The sequence below is a fragment of the Halolamina salifodinae genome, assembly GCF_017874235.1.
GTDB classification, from domain to species: Archaea; Halobacteriota; Halobacteria; order Halobacteriales; family Haloferacaceae; genus Halolamina; species Halolamina salifodinae.
This window is the reverse complement of sequence record NZ_JAGGLC010000002.1, coordinates 46103-62630: the sequence shown is the minus strand read 5'-3', so window position 1 is coordinate 62630 and position 16528 is coordinate 46103. Positions and strand designations below refer to the sequence as shown.

At 68.0% G+C, this 16528-nt stretch carries 10 protein-coding genes; 4 read left to right on the top strand and 6 right to left on the bottom strand.

Features of this window, described 5'->3' with window-relative positions:
- Positions 1–238 precede the first annotated feature (238 nt).
- Positions 239–2398, bottom strand: a complete 2160-nt coding sequence (locus J2753_RS04910; RefSeq protein ID WP_209490817.1) for a bacterio-opsin activator domain-containing protein — start codon at positions 2396–2398, stop codon at positions 239–241.
- Between the two features lie 167 nt (positions 2399–2565).
- Positions 2566–4971, bottom strand: a complete 2406-nt coding sequence (locus J2753_RS04905; RefSeq protein ID WP_209490816.1) for a GAF domain-containing protein — start codon at positions 4969–4971, stop codon at positions 2566–2568.
- A 362-nt stretch (positions 4972–5333) separates the two neighbouring features.
- On the opposite strand from J2753_RS04905, the gene katG reads away from it, so the two are divergent.
- Positions 5334–7490, top strand: coding sequence for a catalase/peroxidase HPI (gene katG / locus J2753_RS04900; RefSeq protein WP_209490815.1), 2157 nt, complete (start codon positions 5334–5336; stop codon positions 7488–7490).
- A 311-nt stretch (positions 7491–7801) separates the two neighbouring features.
- Here katG and J2753_RS04895 read toward each other — a convergent pair whose 3' ends face one another.
- The 4 genes from J2753_RS04895 to J2753_RS04880 form a co-directional block, all read right to left on the bottom strand.
- Complete coding sequence (locus J2753_RS04895) at positions 7802–9019, bottom strand: MFS transporter (protein ID WP_209490814.1); 1218 nt, start codon at positions 9017–9019, stop codon at positions 7802–7804.
- A 30-nt stretch (positions 9020–9049) separates the two neighbouring features.
- Entirely contained in the window at positions 9050–10486 is a 1437-nt protein-coding gene (locus J2753_RS04890) for a short-chain fatty acid transporter (protein WP_209490813.1), read from the bottom strand.
- Positions 10487–10603: 117 nt separating this feature from the next.
- Positions 10604–12481, bottom strand: a complete 1878-nt coding sequence (locus J2753_RS04885; RefSeq protein WP_209490812.1) for a S9 family peptidase — start codon at positions 12479–12481, stop codon at positions 10604–10606.
- A gap of 58 nt (positions 12482–12539) precedes the next feature.
- Positions 12540–15029, bottom strand: coding sequence for an ATP-dependent DNA helicase (locus J2753_RS04880; RefSeq protein ID WP_209490811.1), 2490 nt, complete (start codon positions 15027–15029; stop codon positions 12540–12542).
- 55 nt (positions 15030–15084) lie between these two features.
- Between J2753_RS04880 and J2753_RS04875 the strand changes: the two genes are divergently transcribed.
- The 3 genes from J2753_RS04875 to J2753_RS04865 all read left to right on the top strand — a co-directional run bounded on the left by J2753_RS04875 (position 15085) and on the right by J2753_RS04865 (position 16519).
- Positions 15085–15591 carry a DUF2391 domain-containing protein gene (locus J2753_RS04875; RefSeq protein ID WP_209490810.1) on the top strand — a complete coding sequence of 169 codons (507 nt, stop codon included), beginning with the start codon at positions 15085–15087 and terminating at the stop codon, positions 15589–15591.
- 84 nt (positions 15592–15675) lie between these two features.
- A complete protein-coding gene (locus tag J2753_RS04870) occupies positions 15676–16290 on the top strand; it encodes a DUF6517 family protein (protein ID WP_209490809.1) in 615 nt (204 codons plus the stop codon).
- A 49-nt stretch (positions 16291–16339) separates the two neighbouring features.
- On the top strand, positions 16340–16519 hold the full coding sequence (locus tag J2753_RS04865; RefSeq protein WP_209490808.1) for a DUF7836 family putative zinc-binding protein: 180 nt from the start codon (positions 16340–16342) through the stop codon (positions 16517–16519).
- Positions 16520–16528 lie beyond the last annotated feature (9 nt).

Sequence of the window (16528 nt, the reverse complement as noted above, 5' to 3'; positions counted from 1 at the left end):
CTCCCGTTCGCGGGTAGAGAACTGGTAAACGGCGGGGCACGCCCGATGTGGGGCGGGCGTGGTTCACGACCGACCGTTGGGATGTGGGGTGGGGGGGATGCCGGAATGCGTCGGCGTAACGGTCGACGTGTCCCTCCGTTCTACTGCATGCGATGTAACGGGGTGTTCCCCCATCGTGCTGTCGGCTATATTTACCGAGCCGTCTTCTGGGGGTGGGCTATCAGTATAGGGTCGAAAGCTACTCGCCGTCGTCGGCTGTCGCATCGGCGGCGCCGTCGCCGAACAGTGACGCACAGAGCCGTCGCTGGGCCTCCCGCAGGTGGTGGCTGAACGTGGGCTGGGAGATGCCCATCGCCTCGGCGATCTCCGTCCCCGTGTGTTTCCGCGGGCGGTCGAAGTAGCCGCTGAAGAAGGCCGTCCGGATCGCCTCGAGCTGGCGGTCCGTCAGCGTCTCGGTGACCGAGGCGCGCTGCTGGGCGACCGAGCGGTCGGTGCGCTGGACGCTGCGCTGGGCGGTCAGGCTCGTGCCCGGGAAACGGTCGGTGAACAGGTCGACGAACTCCCGAACCGGCGCGTCGGCGCCGAGTTCCGCCACCACCGTCGCCTCGCCGCCGCCGGCGCTGAGCTCCAGGGGCCGGGCACCGTGTTCGAGCATCGTCGCCTCGGGGCTCTCTTCGCTCACCCCGGCCCGGAACAGACAGACTGGCTCGCTGTCGACTTTGTAGGACGAGACCAGCGTGAACTCCCGGACTGGAAGCGTCTCGGCGCCCTCGAGCACCGCCTCCGCGGGGACGCCGCGGGTCGTGAGGAAGCGCCGGACGCCGCCGTCCGACTCGAACACGAAGTTCTCCGCGACCAGTGAGGCGTCGAGATCCCGAGCCAGCCGAACGAACGGGATGTCGGTCTCCGAGACGTCGAACTCGAGTCGGGTGACCTCCGCCCCCGTCAGGGCCTTCTTGCTCTCGGCGGCGTTGATGGCGTAGGCGATGGTGTCCGCGAGTTCGGCGAGCACCGCCCGCTCCAGATCGCCGAACACGCCGGTCTGCTCGGCGTAGACGCTGAGCGTGCCGTACACCGCGTCTTCGTACTCGAGCGGGAACGACGCCGTCGCGTGGTAGCCCCGATCCAGCGCCGCGCGCTGCCAGGGCTCGAACTCGCCGTCGCCGAGCACGTCGTTGACGATCTGGGGGCTTCGGTCGCGGACGGCCGAATCGCTCGGGGAGGCCGGGCCTGCGAGCGCCCCGATCCCGTCGGCCTCGACGCCGCTATCGGCGCCGGCCCGCTCGCGGATGACGACCTCGTCCGTCCGGTCGATCTCGCCGATCCATGCCAGCCCATACGGGCCCGCCCCGGCCAACTCCTCGCAGGCGACGGTCTCGATCTCTTCTCGCGTCGACGCCCGCACGAGCGCCCGGGAGATGCTGCGAATGATGTCGTTGATCCTGTTCAGCCGCTCGAGCGTGCGGTTCTGCTCCTCGAGGAGCTGTTCGCGCTCCTCGCGCTCGCGCTCGCGCTCGACCCGGTCGAGCGCGGATTCGACGTTGCCCGCGACGGACCCGACGAAGTCGAAGTCGGCCGCGCTGATCCCGTTCTGCGTCGGCGTCCCCACGAGGAGCACGCCATGGCTGCCCATCGGGAACAGCGCCAACTCCGATACCCCCTCGGGCACCGATTCGTTGGCGATGGTCACGGGGTCGCCGCCCTCGGCGAACGCCCGCCAGCCGGGGGCGTCGGGGGCCGACAGCAGCGCGCCGATATCCAGCGCGTCCGCGGCGCTCGTCGTCGCAGCGGGCCGGAGTTCGCCGACATCGGCGTCGTACAGCGCGACGGCCATCACCGGCAGGCCGAGGCGGTCCGCCGCGGCGTCGACGACACGCTCGCCGACCGCAGCCGGCGTCTCCGCGTCCATCAGCTCCCGGGTGAAGCTGTTGAGCGCCTCTAACTGGCGGTGGCGGCGGGTTCGCTCGAGTTCCTGTCGGTTCCGCTCGATGGCGTGGTGGATCGACCGGACGAGCAGTTCGCTGCTCACCTCGTCCTTCACGAGGTAGTCCTGGGCGCCGTGTTTGATCGCCTCGATGCCGACGCGCTCGTCCTGGAGGCCCGTGAGCACGATGACGGGCACCCGGCCGGCGATGTCGATAACCGAGGTGAGCGTCTCCATTCCGGTGCTGTCGGGGAGCCCCAGATCCAGCAACACCACGTCGACGGCGACGCGATTCAGGCGGGAGATCCCCGCCTGTAGTGACTGTTCGCTGTGGATGCGCAGCGATCCGGCCGTCGACGCGCCGAGATCCACCCGCTCGAGCAGCGTCTCCGCGTCGTGGAGCATCTCCTCGATCAGGCGGGCGTCGCCAGGGTTGTCCTCGACCAGCAGCACCTCGAGTTCGCTCTCGGACACCGTCAGCGGCCCCCAGCATGTCGCGCTCGCCGATACGGGCGACCACATCCATCGGCGACCCAGCCCCGGCTCCCGGACCCCCACATCTCGCCGGAGTCAGTCGGTTCCCCCATACTTGTCGGAGGTTGGATGTCCTCCCCCTAAACTTCTGTCCCCGCGCGGTCGGGTCACGGCCGCTCGGACTCCTCGAACAGCATCTCGAACACCGCCTGCTCGGCCGCGCGGAGATGCTGGGAGAACGTCGGCGGCGCGATGTCGAGCAGTTCGGCCACCTCCTCGCCGGCGGCCTCCCGGGGCCACTCGAAGTAGCCGGCGTGGTAGGCTGTCCGTAGCGTCTCCAGCCGTCGCTCGGTGAGTTCCTCGACGTCGACTGCCGGCCCCGACCGGGCGTCCGACTCCGTCGCCTGGACCTCCTGCTTGGAGACTAGCGTCGTCTGCGGGTAGCGCTCGCGCACGGAATCGAGCACCTCGCGGGCGTCGGCGTCGGTCGGCAGTTGGATCCGGGACCGGAGGTCGCCGTCGCGGATGACCGCCTCCACGAACCGCCCCCCGACGGCGCTGACCGCCGAGAGGAGGTGGGGACCGACGATGAGCACCTCGAAGGAGCGCCCGGCGTCGGTCTCCCGGGTCGCAAGTAGTTCCTCCCAGTTCGAGTCCGCCGCGATCAGCTGTTTCACCAGGTCGATGCCGCCCTCGTCGGTCGTGCCGAACACGACGAACTCGTCGTTTTCCCGAGGGACAGCCGCGTCGATGTGGACGGCGTCGCCGGCCCCCAGATCGGCGTCGAACGACTCGAACACGTCGGTCACGCGGAACTCAAGATCGATCACCGAGTCCGCCAGCAGCACCTGTTTGCGGTCGATTGCCGCGATGGCGTGGCCGACGATCTTCCCGAGCAGGCCGATCACGTCCCGTTCCGCGCCCGTGAACGCGTTCACCCGACCGGTGTAGACGTTCAACACGCCGTAGATGGTCCCCTCGTGTTCGATGGGCACCGCCGCCGACGAGCGGAAGCCGTAGTCGTGGGCGCTGTCCTGCCACGGCCGGTAGTCGGGGTCGCTGACGACGTCGTGGACGGTCTGGACCTCGCCGGTGCGGAACGCCCGCCCGGTCGGCCCCTCGCTCTCCTGCTCCTCCGGGTCGACCGAGATCGAGACCGCGTCGGCGTACCCCTCTACGCCGGCTTCAGCGCGGGGTTCGACGGACTGGTCCCCGGGGTTTGCTTCGCCGATCCAGGCGAACAGGTAGGAGTCGGTCTCGGCGATAGCCTCGCAGGTCCGACGTTCGATCGCCGCGCGCGTGGGCTGGGAGATGGCCTCGTCGGTGACCGCCTGCACGACCTGATTGAGTTCGTCGAGCGCGGTCAGCCGACCGACGTAGCGCTGTCGCTCGAGTTCGTTGCCGATCCAGGCGGCCAGATGCTCGACGAACGCGACCTGCCAGTCGGTAAACGGCTGGTCGCGGGGGCCGTCGCCGTAGAAGCAGAACGTCCCCACGGTCTCGCCATCGACGTGAATCGGGGCGCCGAGATAACACCCGACGCCGAGGTCGACGTTGCCGGCGCGATCCGCGAGCGCTGGTGCCTGCTCGGCGATGTCGTCGAGTACCAGCGTCTCGCCGGTCTCGATCACGTGCTCGCAGTTGGTCGAGGAGAGCGGAACCACGTCGCCCGACTCCAGTCCCGCGTCCGCGGGCGCGAGCACGCTGTCGAACAGATAGTCGCTGCCCGCGGCCTGCGAGAGCGTCGCGAACGACGTGTCCACGGCGTCCCGACAGATCTCGAGCAGTCGGTCGGTCTTCTCGTCGAGGTCGGCCTCGGTGTCGGCGATCACGTCGTTTGCCTCCCGGAGCGCGCGTTCCCGGCGGTTTCGGTCGGTCACGTCCCGGATGACACCGGTGAAGCGTTGGCCGTCGTCCTCGTGGGCCGCAAACGAGATACTCAGGTCGATCCGTTCGCCGTCCTTGCGCACGCCCGGCAGTTCGGTTCCGCGCCAGTCCATCGTGCGCTCGCCGGTCTCGAGATAGCGTTCTACCGCGTCGCGGTGGCGTTCGGCGTACCCCTCGGGCATCAGCGTCGAGAGTGGTTCGCCGATCAGTTCCGCGGGCGTGTAGCCGAACACCGCTTCGATAGCCCGGTTGGCCCGCCGGATCGTGCTGTCGCCGTCGATAGTCACCACCGCGTCGGTGATCGTCTCTGCGACAGTGCGCTGGAGACGTTCGCCGCGCTGTTCGTCGGGCGGGACTTCGCGGGCACAGACGGTGACCCCCGTTTCCGAGGGGTAGAGTCGCATCGAGAAGCGCTTCTCCAGCGACGGGACCGGCTGTTCGACCCGGAGCGAGCGACCTCGGCCCATCGCTTCCGCACAGCGGTCCTGGAACGCCGACCCCGCCAACTCGGGGACGATGAGCCAGATCGAGCGGCCGACTACGTCCCTGTCCTCGAGGCCGAACAGCTCCCGGGCACGGTCGTCGACGTAGGTGAACTGCCAGTCGGTATCGAGCGAGAACGTCGCGTCGGTGATCCGGACCCGGGCGACGGTCTCGGCATCTCCCTGGGTCCCGCCGTCTTCCATGCGCACGAATCAGCGTGTTTGTTACTAAAGCATTTATCAAGTCAACAGTTCACTAATGGGTTCGTTTCATAAGCAGCGGTCAGGGCCGGTCCGGGGTCGGACCCCCGACTGGACGGCACGCGAGAGTTACGGCGGCTTCTTTCCACCGGTAGATCTGTGATCCTCAGAATAGTTCATAGAGCGCCTGTTGACGCCGGTTGACACGCGAATGGACCCACATCGAGAAAAGTAAATTCCGTTCCAATATCTAATGTTTCAGTATTGGCGAGTATCGTTTGCCCAGAAGCTACTATGGTTTCTTTTATGGAAAACCATTGCCCAGTTGGACAAGCTTAATACACGGACGGGGCATCTACATCACGATGGCAAAGAGTATTCAGGAGTGGTGGCCAGAGCTACTGGATCTGGGCATCCTCGACGACAACGTCCGGAACGTCGGCCCCTACGAGGAGGCGTTCGACTACGCGGAGGAGTTCCAGAAACACGACCTCGAGGAGGTCAAATCGGACATCGAGGACGTGATGACCGACTCGCAGGACTGGTGGCCGGCAGACTACGGGCACTACGGGCCGCTGTTCATCCGGATGGCCTGGCACAGCGCCGGGACCTACCGAACCGCCGACGGTCGCGCCGGCGCGGCCGGTGGGCTCCAGCGCCTGCCGCCGGAGAGTAGCTGGCCGGACAACGTCAACCTCGACAAGGCACGTCGTCTGCTCCAGCCGGTCAAGCAGAAGTACGGCCCCACGCTCTCGTGGGGCGACCTGATCGTCCTCGCCGGCAACGTCGCCCTGGAGTCGATGGGCTTCGAGACGTTCGGCTTCGCGGGCGGCCGCGAGGACGAGTTCAAGTCCAACGAGGCCGTCACCTGGGGCCCCGAGGAGGACTGGGAGACAACCTCGCCCGAGCGCTTCGAGGACGGCAAAGTTGGGAACCTCAAGGACCCGCTCGCCAACACCGTGATGGGCCTGATCTACGTGAACCCCGAAGGCCCGTACGGCGAGCCTGACGTCGAGGGCTCGGCCGCGAACATCCGCGAGGAGTTCAGCCGCATGGCGATGAACGACGAGGAGACCGTCGCCCTCATCGCCGGCGGCCACACGTTCGGGAAGGTCCACGGCGCCGACGACCCCGACGAGAACGTCGGCCCGGAGCCCGAGGACGCCCCCATCGACCTGCAGGGCCTCGGCTGGGAGAACGAGTTCGGCGAGGGGAAAGGCCCCGACGCGATCACCAGCGGGATCGAGGGCCCCTGGAACGACTCGCCGATCCAGTGGGACATGGCCTACATCGACAACCTCCTGAACCACGACTGGACCTCGGTCAAGGGTCCCGGCGGCGCGTGGCAGTGGGAGCCCGTCGGCGACATCGAGGAGGCGCCGGAACCCCACGGCGACGATACCGAGGAGCCGATGATGCTCACCACGGACGTCGCCCTGAAGCACGACGACGACTTCCGTGCAGTGCTCGAGCGCTTCCAGGAGAACCCCGACGAGTTCCAGGAAGCGTTCGCGAAGGCGTGGTACAAGCTGATCCACCGCGACATGGGCCCGCCCGAGCGACTCCTCGGCCCGGAAGTGCCCGAGGAGACGTTCGTCTGGCAGGATCCGCTCCCGGACGCCGACTACGAGTTCATCGGCGACGCCGAGGCCGAGGAGCTCACGGACGCGGTCCTCGATACGGATCTGACCGTCTCGCAGCTCGCCAAGACCGCGTGGGCGTCGGCGTCGACGTACCGCGACAGCGACAAGCGCGGCGGCGCCAACGGCGCCCGCATCCGTCTCGAGCCCCAGCGTAGCTGGGAGGTCAACGAGCCCGAGGGTCTCGAGACCGTTCTCGAGACCCTCGAGGGCGTGCAGGCGGAGTTCAACAGTTCGCGCGACGACGACGTGCGCGTCTCGCTCGCGGACCTGATCGTGCTGGGCGGCAACGCCGCCGTCGAGCAGGCCGCCGCCGAGGCCGGCTACGACGTCGACGTGCCGTTTGAGCCGGGTCGCACCGACGCGACTGCAGAGCAGACCGACGAGGAGTCCTTCGAGCATCTCGAGCCGAAGGCCGACGCGTTCCGCAACTACCTCGGCGAGGGCGACTGGGACGACCTGTACGAATCGCTCGAGGAGCGGATGGTCGACAAGGCCGAACTGCTGAACCTCTCGGTGCCCGAGCTGACGGTGCTAGTCGGCGGCATGCGCGCGCTGGGCGCGACCTACCAGGACACCGACCGGGGCGTCCTGACGGAGCAGCCCGGGGCGCTCACCAACGACTTCTTCCAGAACGTGCTCACGATGGACTACGAGTGGGAGGCCGTCGACGAGGACGAGCGGCTGTTCGAGGGCTACGACCGCGACACCGGCGAACTCGAGTGGGAGGCGACCCGCTTCGACCTCGTCTTCGGTTCCAACGCCCGACTCCGCGCCACCGCGGACGTCTACGGGGCCGACGACGGCGAGGAGAAGTTCGTCGAGGACTTCGTCGACGCCTGGACGAAGGTCATGCAGAACGACCGCTTCGACCTGGAGTAAGCGCCGGTCGCCGCGGTACGATTTTTTCGCGGATCGAGCGTCCAACGCCCCTAGCCACGCTTAGCCACCCCAGAAGGACTACACGAACCGCGGTTCTCGTCCGCCATGTGTCCCCCACGCCACCGCCATTTCCGAACAGTATCGAGGTGGCTACTGCGATTTTCCTGTGCCTCCTCGCTGTCTACAGCGCGGCCACGTTGACGAACCACGAGGTTCCGTCGTGGATTCGATACGGGGCTCGGCTACTGGCGCTCGTGACAGGGCTGTTTCTCACGTTTGCCGTCTGGGTCCGTTTCGGACAGTAGCGCCGTCTAGGCCCGCCTTCCCGCAAGCCAGACCGCGCCCGCGCCGACGAGTGCCGCCAGCCCGGCGACCAGAAACGCCGGCTCGTAGCTCCCCCACTGGTCGTAGGTCGCGCCCGCCGCCAGCGGTGCGATGAGCCCCGAGACCGCGAACGCCATCGAGAGCAGGCCGAACACCGCGTTGATCTGTTCACGACCGAACAGTTCGGCCGTCAGCGGCGAGAGCAGCGCGCCGTTGCCGCCGTAAGCCAGCCCGAACCCCACCGCGAAGGCGACGACGCCGAGCGTCGATCCGGCGGCGACCAGCCCCAGCGTCGCCAGCCCCATCGCGGCCGAGCAGGTGACGAACACCCGGAGCCGACCGGCCGTGTCGGCGACGTGGCCGATAGCGACACGCCCGAGCGCGCTCGTGAGGCCAACGACCGCCAGCGCCGCCGGTCCGACCGCTGCCGGGAGCCCCAGCCCCTCGGCGTAGAGCACGAGATGTGCGAGGACGGCGTACAGCGTTCCGTACACCAACACCCAGCCGACGAACAGCAGCCCGAACGACCGGGTGAGCGCGATCCCCCTGACGGCCGCATACTGCTCACGGAGGGGCTCACGGTTCGGCGTCGGCGGCGCGCCGACGAACTCCTCGGGCGGCGGGTCGACGCCAGCCGAGACCGGATCGTCGCGAACCAGAACGGTGGCGAGCAAGAGCAGCGCGCCAGAAACCGCCGCCAGCGCGAGCAGCACGTCCCGCCAGCCGAGTCGGGCGATCAGCCAGGCCGCGGACGGGACGACGATGAACATCCCGACGCCCAATCCAGCCGAGGAGAGGCCGCCAGCGAGGCCGAGCCGCCGGTCGAACCACCGCGTCACGGTGGCGTAGGCGACGACGTAGACGATGCTCAGCCCGACGCCAGTCACGACGCCGTACGTCAGTATCAGCACCGGGAGGCTGCCGGCACGGCTCGCAGCCGCCAGCCCACCCGCGGTGAGCAGCGTCCCGACCAGCAGCATCCGGTGGGTGCCGTAGCGGTCGATCAGCACGCCGAGCACGCTGGCACCGACGTAGATGGCGAGCGTCTGGACGCCGAAAGCGAGCGAACTCAGCCCCCGGGAGCCGCCGAACGTCTCGACGATCCGCTCCAGAAAGACGGCGAAGGAGTAGCTCAGGCCGAAGACGACGAACGTGCCGAGAAACGAGGCCGCCGCGACGACCCAACCGTAGTAGGGGCGACGCATAGTGGCGGGGTTAGCAGTGTGATCGACGGTTCAGTACGGGATCGCGTACAGCGCAATCGTGAGGAACGGGATCAGCGCCAGCAGCATCGCGATGGCGTAGCCGAACATCTCCCGGGCCCGCACGCCGGTGATCGCCAGCAGCGGCAGCGCCCAGAACGGGTTCAGCAGGTTCGTGTGCGCGTCGCCGACGGCGTAGGCGATGGTCGCCTGGCCGTAGGGGACGCCGAGGTCCTGTGCGGCCTGTAGCACCGACGGGCCGACGACCAGCCACTCGCCCCCGCCGGAGGGGACAAACAGGTTCGCGATGGCGCCAGTAACCCACGCAATGACCGGGTACGTCGCCGGCGTCGACACGCCGAGCAGTGCCTCAGCGAGCAGCGTCGCCAGTCCCGCACCGGTCATGATGCCCTGAATCCCGGCGAAGAAGGGGAACAGGAGCACGATACCGGCAGCGGCGCCGGCGGCCTCGTTGAACCGGTCGCGGTAGTACGCCGGGCGCTGGTAGACCAGAATGCCGGCGAACAGGAAGCCGAAGTTGACCGCGTTCAACGTGAACGCGCCCATGCCGCTCTGGACGAACTGGTAGATCAGGATCAGCACGCCCGAGAGCGCGATCAGGCCGCCCAGGACCCGGCTGTTGTTCATCCGCTCGGAGGGGGTGTCGCCCTCATCGGCGGGCGGTTCGTCGACGGCATCGGCGGCGCCCTCGGTGTCGGTGCCGCCGTCGGCCGCGGAGTCGAACAGGTCGGACTCGTCGACGTACTCGGTGATCCCCTTCGCGCGGTCGCCCGTGGGTGCGAGTACGTAGAGCACGATTGACGCGAAGATGATCGAGGTTACTGTCAGTGTCAGCGCGTACGGGTGGAAGATGGTCTCTGCGGCAGGAATCGTCGAACCGAGGAAGTCGAACCCGGTCCCCTCACCGATGTTATTCGCGTCCGTTAGCTGCAGCGGCGCCGACGCCGAGAGCCCCCAGTGCCACGTCAGGCCGAGGCCCATGTAGCCGCCGACCGCCAGCAGCGGGTAGTGGACATCGATCCCCTCCTCGTGGGCGACCTTCCCCATCTCGCGGGCGAAGATGGCGCCCATGATGAGGCTGAACCCCCAGTGGACCCACGCCAGCGACATCGAGATAGCGCCGACGAACGCCGCGGCCTGCGCCCCGGTGTTCGGGACCCGCGCGAGTCGCTGGAGCAGGTTGTTGACTCGCGGGTGGTAGGCGATGGCAAACCCCGTCATCAGGATCAGCACCATCTGCATCGAGAAACCGAGGAACGCCCAGAACCCGTCGTACCAGTATCCGAGGAGGTCGACGGGGCCCGATCCGGTCAGGAGCCCCGCGACGAACACCAGATACGTCAACAGGATGGCGAAGACGAACGGGCTCGGCATCCAGCGTTCGACGACGCCGGACATCCGGAATCCGATACGTTCGATCGTTCCGCCTCTATCGTCGGCTGTTGGCATGGCACAAGAGGTGGCGTTCTCCACTATAAATGGTTCGGATAGACGCGCGTCGTTCTCGGGAGCGTCGACTGTCGAAACCGTTGGCCCTGTCCGTAAAAAGCGCCGCGGTTCGCCCGACTACGCCTCGGGCGTCGTCGTCGCCTCGGGGAGGCGTCGCTGCAGGAAGTCGTCCAGCGTGCGCAACATTCGGATCTTCTGGTCGATGTCCGAGGAGGCGTGGCCCTCCTCGCCGAGTTCGACGTACTCGTAGTCGCCGGCGGCTTCGCCGCCTTCCGGAGACGCCGCGGGCGTCTCCCCCTCCTCGTAGCCGGCTTCCTCCAGCGCGTCCCGGAAGATGCGGGCCTGTGAGACGGGAACCCGGCGGTCGTTGACGCCGTGGACCATCAGCAGCGGTCCGGCGAGGTTCTCGACGTGCGTGACCGGCGAGCGCTCCCGGTAGAGCTGAGGGTTCTCCTCGGGCGTGCCGAGATACTTCTCCAGCAGTTCGGTGCGGAAGTGGGGCATCGTGTTCTCGAACATGTCTTCCAGATCCGTCACGCCGATCCAGGCGATGCCCGCGGCGTACAGTTCGGGGGACTGGACCATCTGCCAGTAGGCGGAGTAGCCACCGTAGGAGCCGCCGAACACGACGGCGCGGTCCTCGTCGACCCAGTCCTCGGCGGTGACCTGCCGGACCGCCTCGGCGATGTCCTCCTGTTCGGCGCCGCCCCAATCGTCGTAGAGGCGTTCGACGAACTCCCGGCCCCGGCCGGTGGAGCCGCGGTAGTTCACCTGCAGCACCGAGTAGCCCCGGGAGAGCAGGAACTGCGTGTACATGCCGAACGCGCGGTAGTCCGCGGCGCGCGGGCCGCCGTGGGGGTTGACCACCAGCGGCGACGGGCGCTCGCCGGAGTCGTACAGCAGCGCGCCGATTTCGAGGCCGTCGTGGCTCTCGAACGTGAAGTAGTCGGCGTCGACGAATCGGTCCGGGTCGAGGTCGCCGTAGTCGGCCGCCAGCAGCGTCTCCGTCTCGCCGCTCTCGAGATCGTGAGCCAGCAGGTCCGGGCGGCTGTCCGGCGTGGTGTGGCTCACGAGCACGCGGTCGCCCTCGAGCATCGGCGACCCCGCGCCGGAGAAGGCGGCGACGCCCTCAGGCACGTCGAGTTCGCGGCCCTCGCCGGTCTCGATATCGTAGAGCAGGGGTACGACGGCGGCGTCGCGCGTGCGCAGCGCGAGGAATCGGTCGCCGGCGGGCGTAAAGGCGACGGGACTCTCCTCGGCAGTCAGGTCGCCGAACCACTCGACCTCGTCCGTTTCGAGGTCGTAGACCCCGCAGCGCGAGAAGTTCTCGGTGTTGTCCGAGACGAGCAGGCGATTGCCCTCCGGGCCCCAGTCAGCGAAGCCGGCCTCGGCGCCATCCTCGCCGATGTGGAGGTTCCGCGGGTCCGAGCCGTCGGCGTCGGCGACGTAGACGTCCTGATTGTTGTAGTCGTCGGACTCGTTGGTCGTGTAGGCGATCTGGTCCACGTCCGGCGAGAAGCCGCCGCCGCCCGCCGCGCGGTCGTAGTCGGTCAGCTTCGTCGCCTCGCCGCTGGGCAGGTCGAAGCTGAAGAGGTTCATCTGGCCGTCGCGGTTCGACCCGAGTAGCAGCGTCTCGCCGTCGTCGGCCACGTCCTGCAGCGCAGTCTGGCCGTCGAGGGCGGTGAGCTGTTCGACTTCGCCCTCCGCCTCGCCGCGGACGCCGATCCGATAGATGTCGTTCTGCTCGTTGCCGCCCTCGTCGTCGTGGAAGTAGACCGCGTCGCCGTCCACGCTCCACTTGATGTGCCAGCGCGCGTTCCGGGGGACTTCGCCGTCGCTGACCTGCCGGATCTGGCCGGTCCCTATCTCGAGGACGTGGAGTTCGTTGCGCCCGGTCACGTCGTAGTAGAGGGCGACGCGGTCGCCGTCGGGGGAGGCGACGGCGTGCTGGACGCTTGGAAGGCTCGCGAGGCGTTCGAGGAAGTCGTCTGCCATACTCTCCCATTCATCCCCCGGGCTAAAGTGTTGACTGAACAGTCAGTATGGACCGCTTTCAGCGATGCTGGTCCCAGAAGCGCTCGACGCCGAGTTGGAGCATGTCCGGAGAGACCGGCTGAAACTCCTCGCGCTCCCGTTCGGGGAGATACTCCCGAACCGAGTTCCAGGACTCCCGGGCGTAGCGGGCGTCGACGAGCGCGCGGATCCCCACCTCCTCCGGTCCGCGGATCACGCGACCGATGGCCTGCCGGGCTTTCCGGACCGCTGGCACCGTCAGTGCGGTTTCGAACCCACTGCGGGACGTTCCGCCCCGCTGGCTCCCGCTCGCTCCGCCCGTGGGAACATCCCCAAATTCGCGGTCGTAGGCGGTCCGAACCGCGCGCGTCCGCGGGGAGGCGGTGTTGATGATCGGGACGCCACAGACCACGGCGGCCGAAAGCCGGTCGCCCTGGTAGTCGACGCCCTCCGTGAGCGTCCCGCGGATGCTCGTCACGAGGACTTTCGGCTCGCCGCGGAAGAACTCGGCTTTGAGTTCCTCGGTCACCTCGTCGGTCGAGGAGCTATCGAGCAGCACGGGCTTCTCGAGGCGCTCTTCGAGTGCCCCGGCCATCCACTCCGCCTCGCCGTAACTCGGCATCCCCACGAGCACGTTCCCGGGCGAGCGCGCCACCGTCGCGGCAGCGTCGACGTGCATCCGCCGGCAGTCGGTCTCCTCCCCGGGATCACCCCGATTGCCGTACGTGAACTTCGGCACGTCGACGGCAAACGACTCGTGGTTCTCCTCGGGGAACCCCAGCCCGTAGCTCCGGGTGGTGACGGGGCGCCCCTCGCTTTCGAGGTGGTTCAGCCCGGTCACCTCCCGGAACACGTCGAGGGGTTCGAGCGTCGCGCTCATCAGCACGCCGCCGCCGAACTCCGCGAGGCGGTCGCCGATGGCCTGACTCGGGACGCAGTTGTGCAGCGCCAGCCGCGCGTTGTACGCTCGGCGCCACGAGTCCGGACGCTCGGTCTCGTCCCACGTGCGCTCCAACTCGATCTCCCGGAAGAACGACTCGTGGTCCTCCCGGTACCACGCGTTCAGCACGCGCCCGACGGGCGTGACGGCGCGGGAGGCGTCCTCGTCCTCCACCTCGTTCAGGATCCGGGCGACGACCGCGCCGACGACCTCCGCCCGCGCCCAGACTCCCGCGCCGAACCCCTCCTTCTCGGCCCACTCCGTGATCTCGTCTTTCTCGGGCGTCTCGGGATCTCGCAGCGGGAGTTCGTCGTCGTCGAGGTCGTTCAGTCCGGCGCGCCAGCCCGGCCGCTCGCCGTCGAGGTGGGCCTTCACCCGGCGGTCCAACTCCTCCCGCAGGGATTCGCAGAAATCCCGCAAATTCCGGAGTTCGTCCAGTTTCACGTCGCTCTCCTTGAGTTCGCCGCGGACGAGGTCGGCGTCGCCCTCGCCGGCTGTCCGTGCCGGCGGGTCTTCGTCCCCACCGGTGGAGGGCGTGGGCTTGTCGTCGCCCTCGCCGGCTGTCCGTGCCGGCGAGTCTGCGAACTCGACGGCCTGCAGAATCCGGGTAAGCTCCGAGACCGCGTCCCGGAGGGTGCGGTCGCCCACGCCGTCGCTGACGAGGTCACGCACGCGCGGTTCGAGCATGTGGGCCTCGTCACAGACCACGAACGTCGAGTCGTCGACGAGCGCCCCGGTGAACTGCCCCGCCGTGGTCGGGTCGAACGCGTGGTAGTAGTTGCCGATCACGACCTCGACATGGCCGAGAATCGCGCCCATGATCGAGTGCGGACAGGTGCCGTGGCCCGCCGCAAGCCCCACGAGCTCCTCGGTATCGATCAGGCCCATGTCGGTGAAGTCAAAGGGCACGGCCTCAGCGGGGTCGCCGTCCTCCGGGAGATCCGCGAGGTACTGCGCGTAGAACGGGCAGTACTCCGTTCCCCCCGTCCCGCTCCCGTACTCCTCGGTTTCCGGGCGGTACGGTGTCGGTTCGCCCGCGGTTTCGAGGTAGTCGGCGCCGCTGCTTCCCGAATCGGCGATGCCGACCTGCTGGCTGCGGGCCTGACTCGCCAGCGCGTCGGCCGTCGTCGGGCCGCCGTCGCCGACGAGGTTCCGAGTGCGCTCGCGCAAGCCCTCACAGCGGTCGTAGACGTTCCCGTCGTCGACGCCGCCGCGGTTCTCGCGCGCGTACGGACACACGTCTGCTTTCCCGACGAGGGTGAGCCCCGAGACCGGGTCGTACTCGTCGGGGAGGTCCTCGTTGATCGTTCGGAGGTCGTCCTCGAACTGGCGTAGTTGCTGCTTGACGCTGGTCAGGACCAGCACGCGCTCGAAGTCGGAATCGGGGTCGCGCACGCGGTCCAGCCCTGCCGAGAGCGCGAGCATCGTCTTCCCAGTGCCGCAGGCGCCCTCAAGCGCGAGGAAGCCGTCGTCTTCCGCGGCGTCGACGGCCGCCTCGATACCGTCGCGCTGCTCGGGGTAGGGTTCGGGGTGGCCGAACAGGTCGCGCCAACTCACTACCGACTGGTGGGGGGCGCCCAGTTTAGGCATGTCGGACGTGGCCGCGCTCCCCTACTTGAGCGTTCGCCCGGACCAAACGCTTACTGTGCCTGCCGACGCTCTGACGAGCATACACCACGGCGTCGACGCCGGGGCTCCCGGGCGAACACCCAGACGCATCGACCAGGAGGGGGCCGTCTTCGGTCGCGTGATCAAGGGGTTCGACCGCCACGACGCTGCCGAGGCGCTGGTCGGCAGCGTCGTGTTCGGCATCCCGATGGTCATCGAGGGCGGCACCCTCGAGGCCGGCGTCTTCCTCTCGAGTCACCCGCTCTACTTCTTCGGGACGCTCGCGTTCGGCATGGCCATGGTCGTCGGCCTGCTCTACGTGGCCGAGATCCAGGACGTGCGGGTCGTCGACCCCGTTCTCGGCGTGATCCCGCGGCGCCCGGTGGGGTTGATCACCATCGCCGGCCTCACCGCGTTCGGGACGATGACCGCGTGGGGGCGCGTCGACTGGACCGAGCCGTGGGTCGCACTCTGCCAGACGGCGGTCTGTTTCGTCGGGATGGCCATCGGCGGCGCGCTCGGGGACATCCTTCCGGGGAGCTAAGCGGCCGAGCGCCGCTATCGGCGTGTCACCGCCCGCGAACTGTCGGCCACGAGGTTTATGCCCACCTCGCGGCAACAGGAGTGTATGGAGCTTACACGACGAGCAGTCGGTGCGCTGACAGTCGCCGGCGTCGCGGGGCTGGCCGGCTGTAGCGGGTCGACGAGTTTCAGCGCCGAGTACGCCGAGACCGATCCTGGCGACACGGGCTACGAGCAGACCGGCCAGCGCCAGCCCACGATGACCCGAACGTTCGCCGGGCAGGACGTCGAAGTCACCAACACGGTGACCGAGTACCGCAAGGAGATCGAACTCTCCTTCCTCGGCGGCAGCTCCGACGTGGGCGTGTTCGCGGCGTTCACCTCGCCACAGGTCGAGGTGGCGGGCCAGACGTTCAACCCCATCTCGAACCTGAGCAACGAGGAGCTGGCAAAGCGGTTCCAGGAGCGGTTCGACAACATGAGCGACGTGAGCCAGGAGTCCGAGGAGCAGGTCGATAGTCTCGGCTCGGCCCGAACCGTGACGAAGCTCTCGGCGACGGTGACCGTCGACGGTAACGAGGTACCGGTGTTCCTGCTGATCGCGAACTTCAACCACGAGGGCGACGTGGTCGTGCCGATGGGCATCTTCCCGCAGGAGCGCGAGGACGAGGAGGGGCCGAACGTCCGTCAGCTAATGGCGAACCTCACCCACCCAGCCTGAGACCGAATCCGCGATAAGCTTTATCGGCCGTCGGGTCCCACCGTGTGTCATGGTCGAAGCGTTCGTCCGCCTACAGTGTCCGGAATGTAGCAAGGAGTGGGAGTCGAACCCGAGCGACCTCCCCGCGAGCGACCAAAACCACAGTTGCGCGGACTGTCACGCGACTCGTCGGCTTGCCCAGTTCATGCGGACCGACCGCGACCTCGAAGTGGTCCAGCAGTTCGAGTAGCCCCGCCCC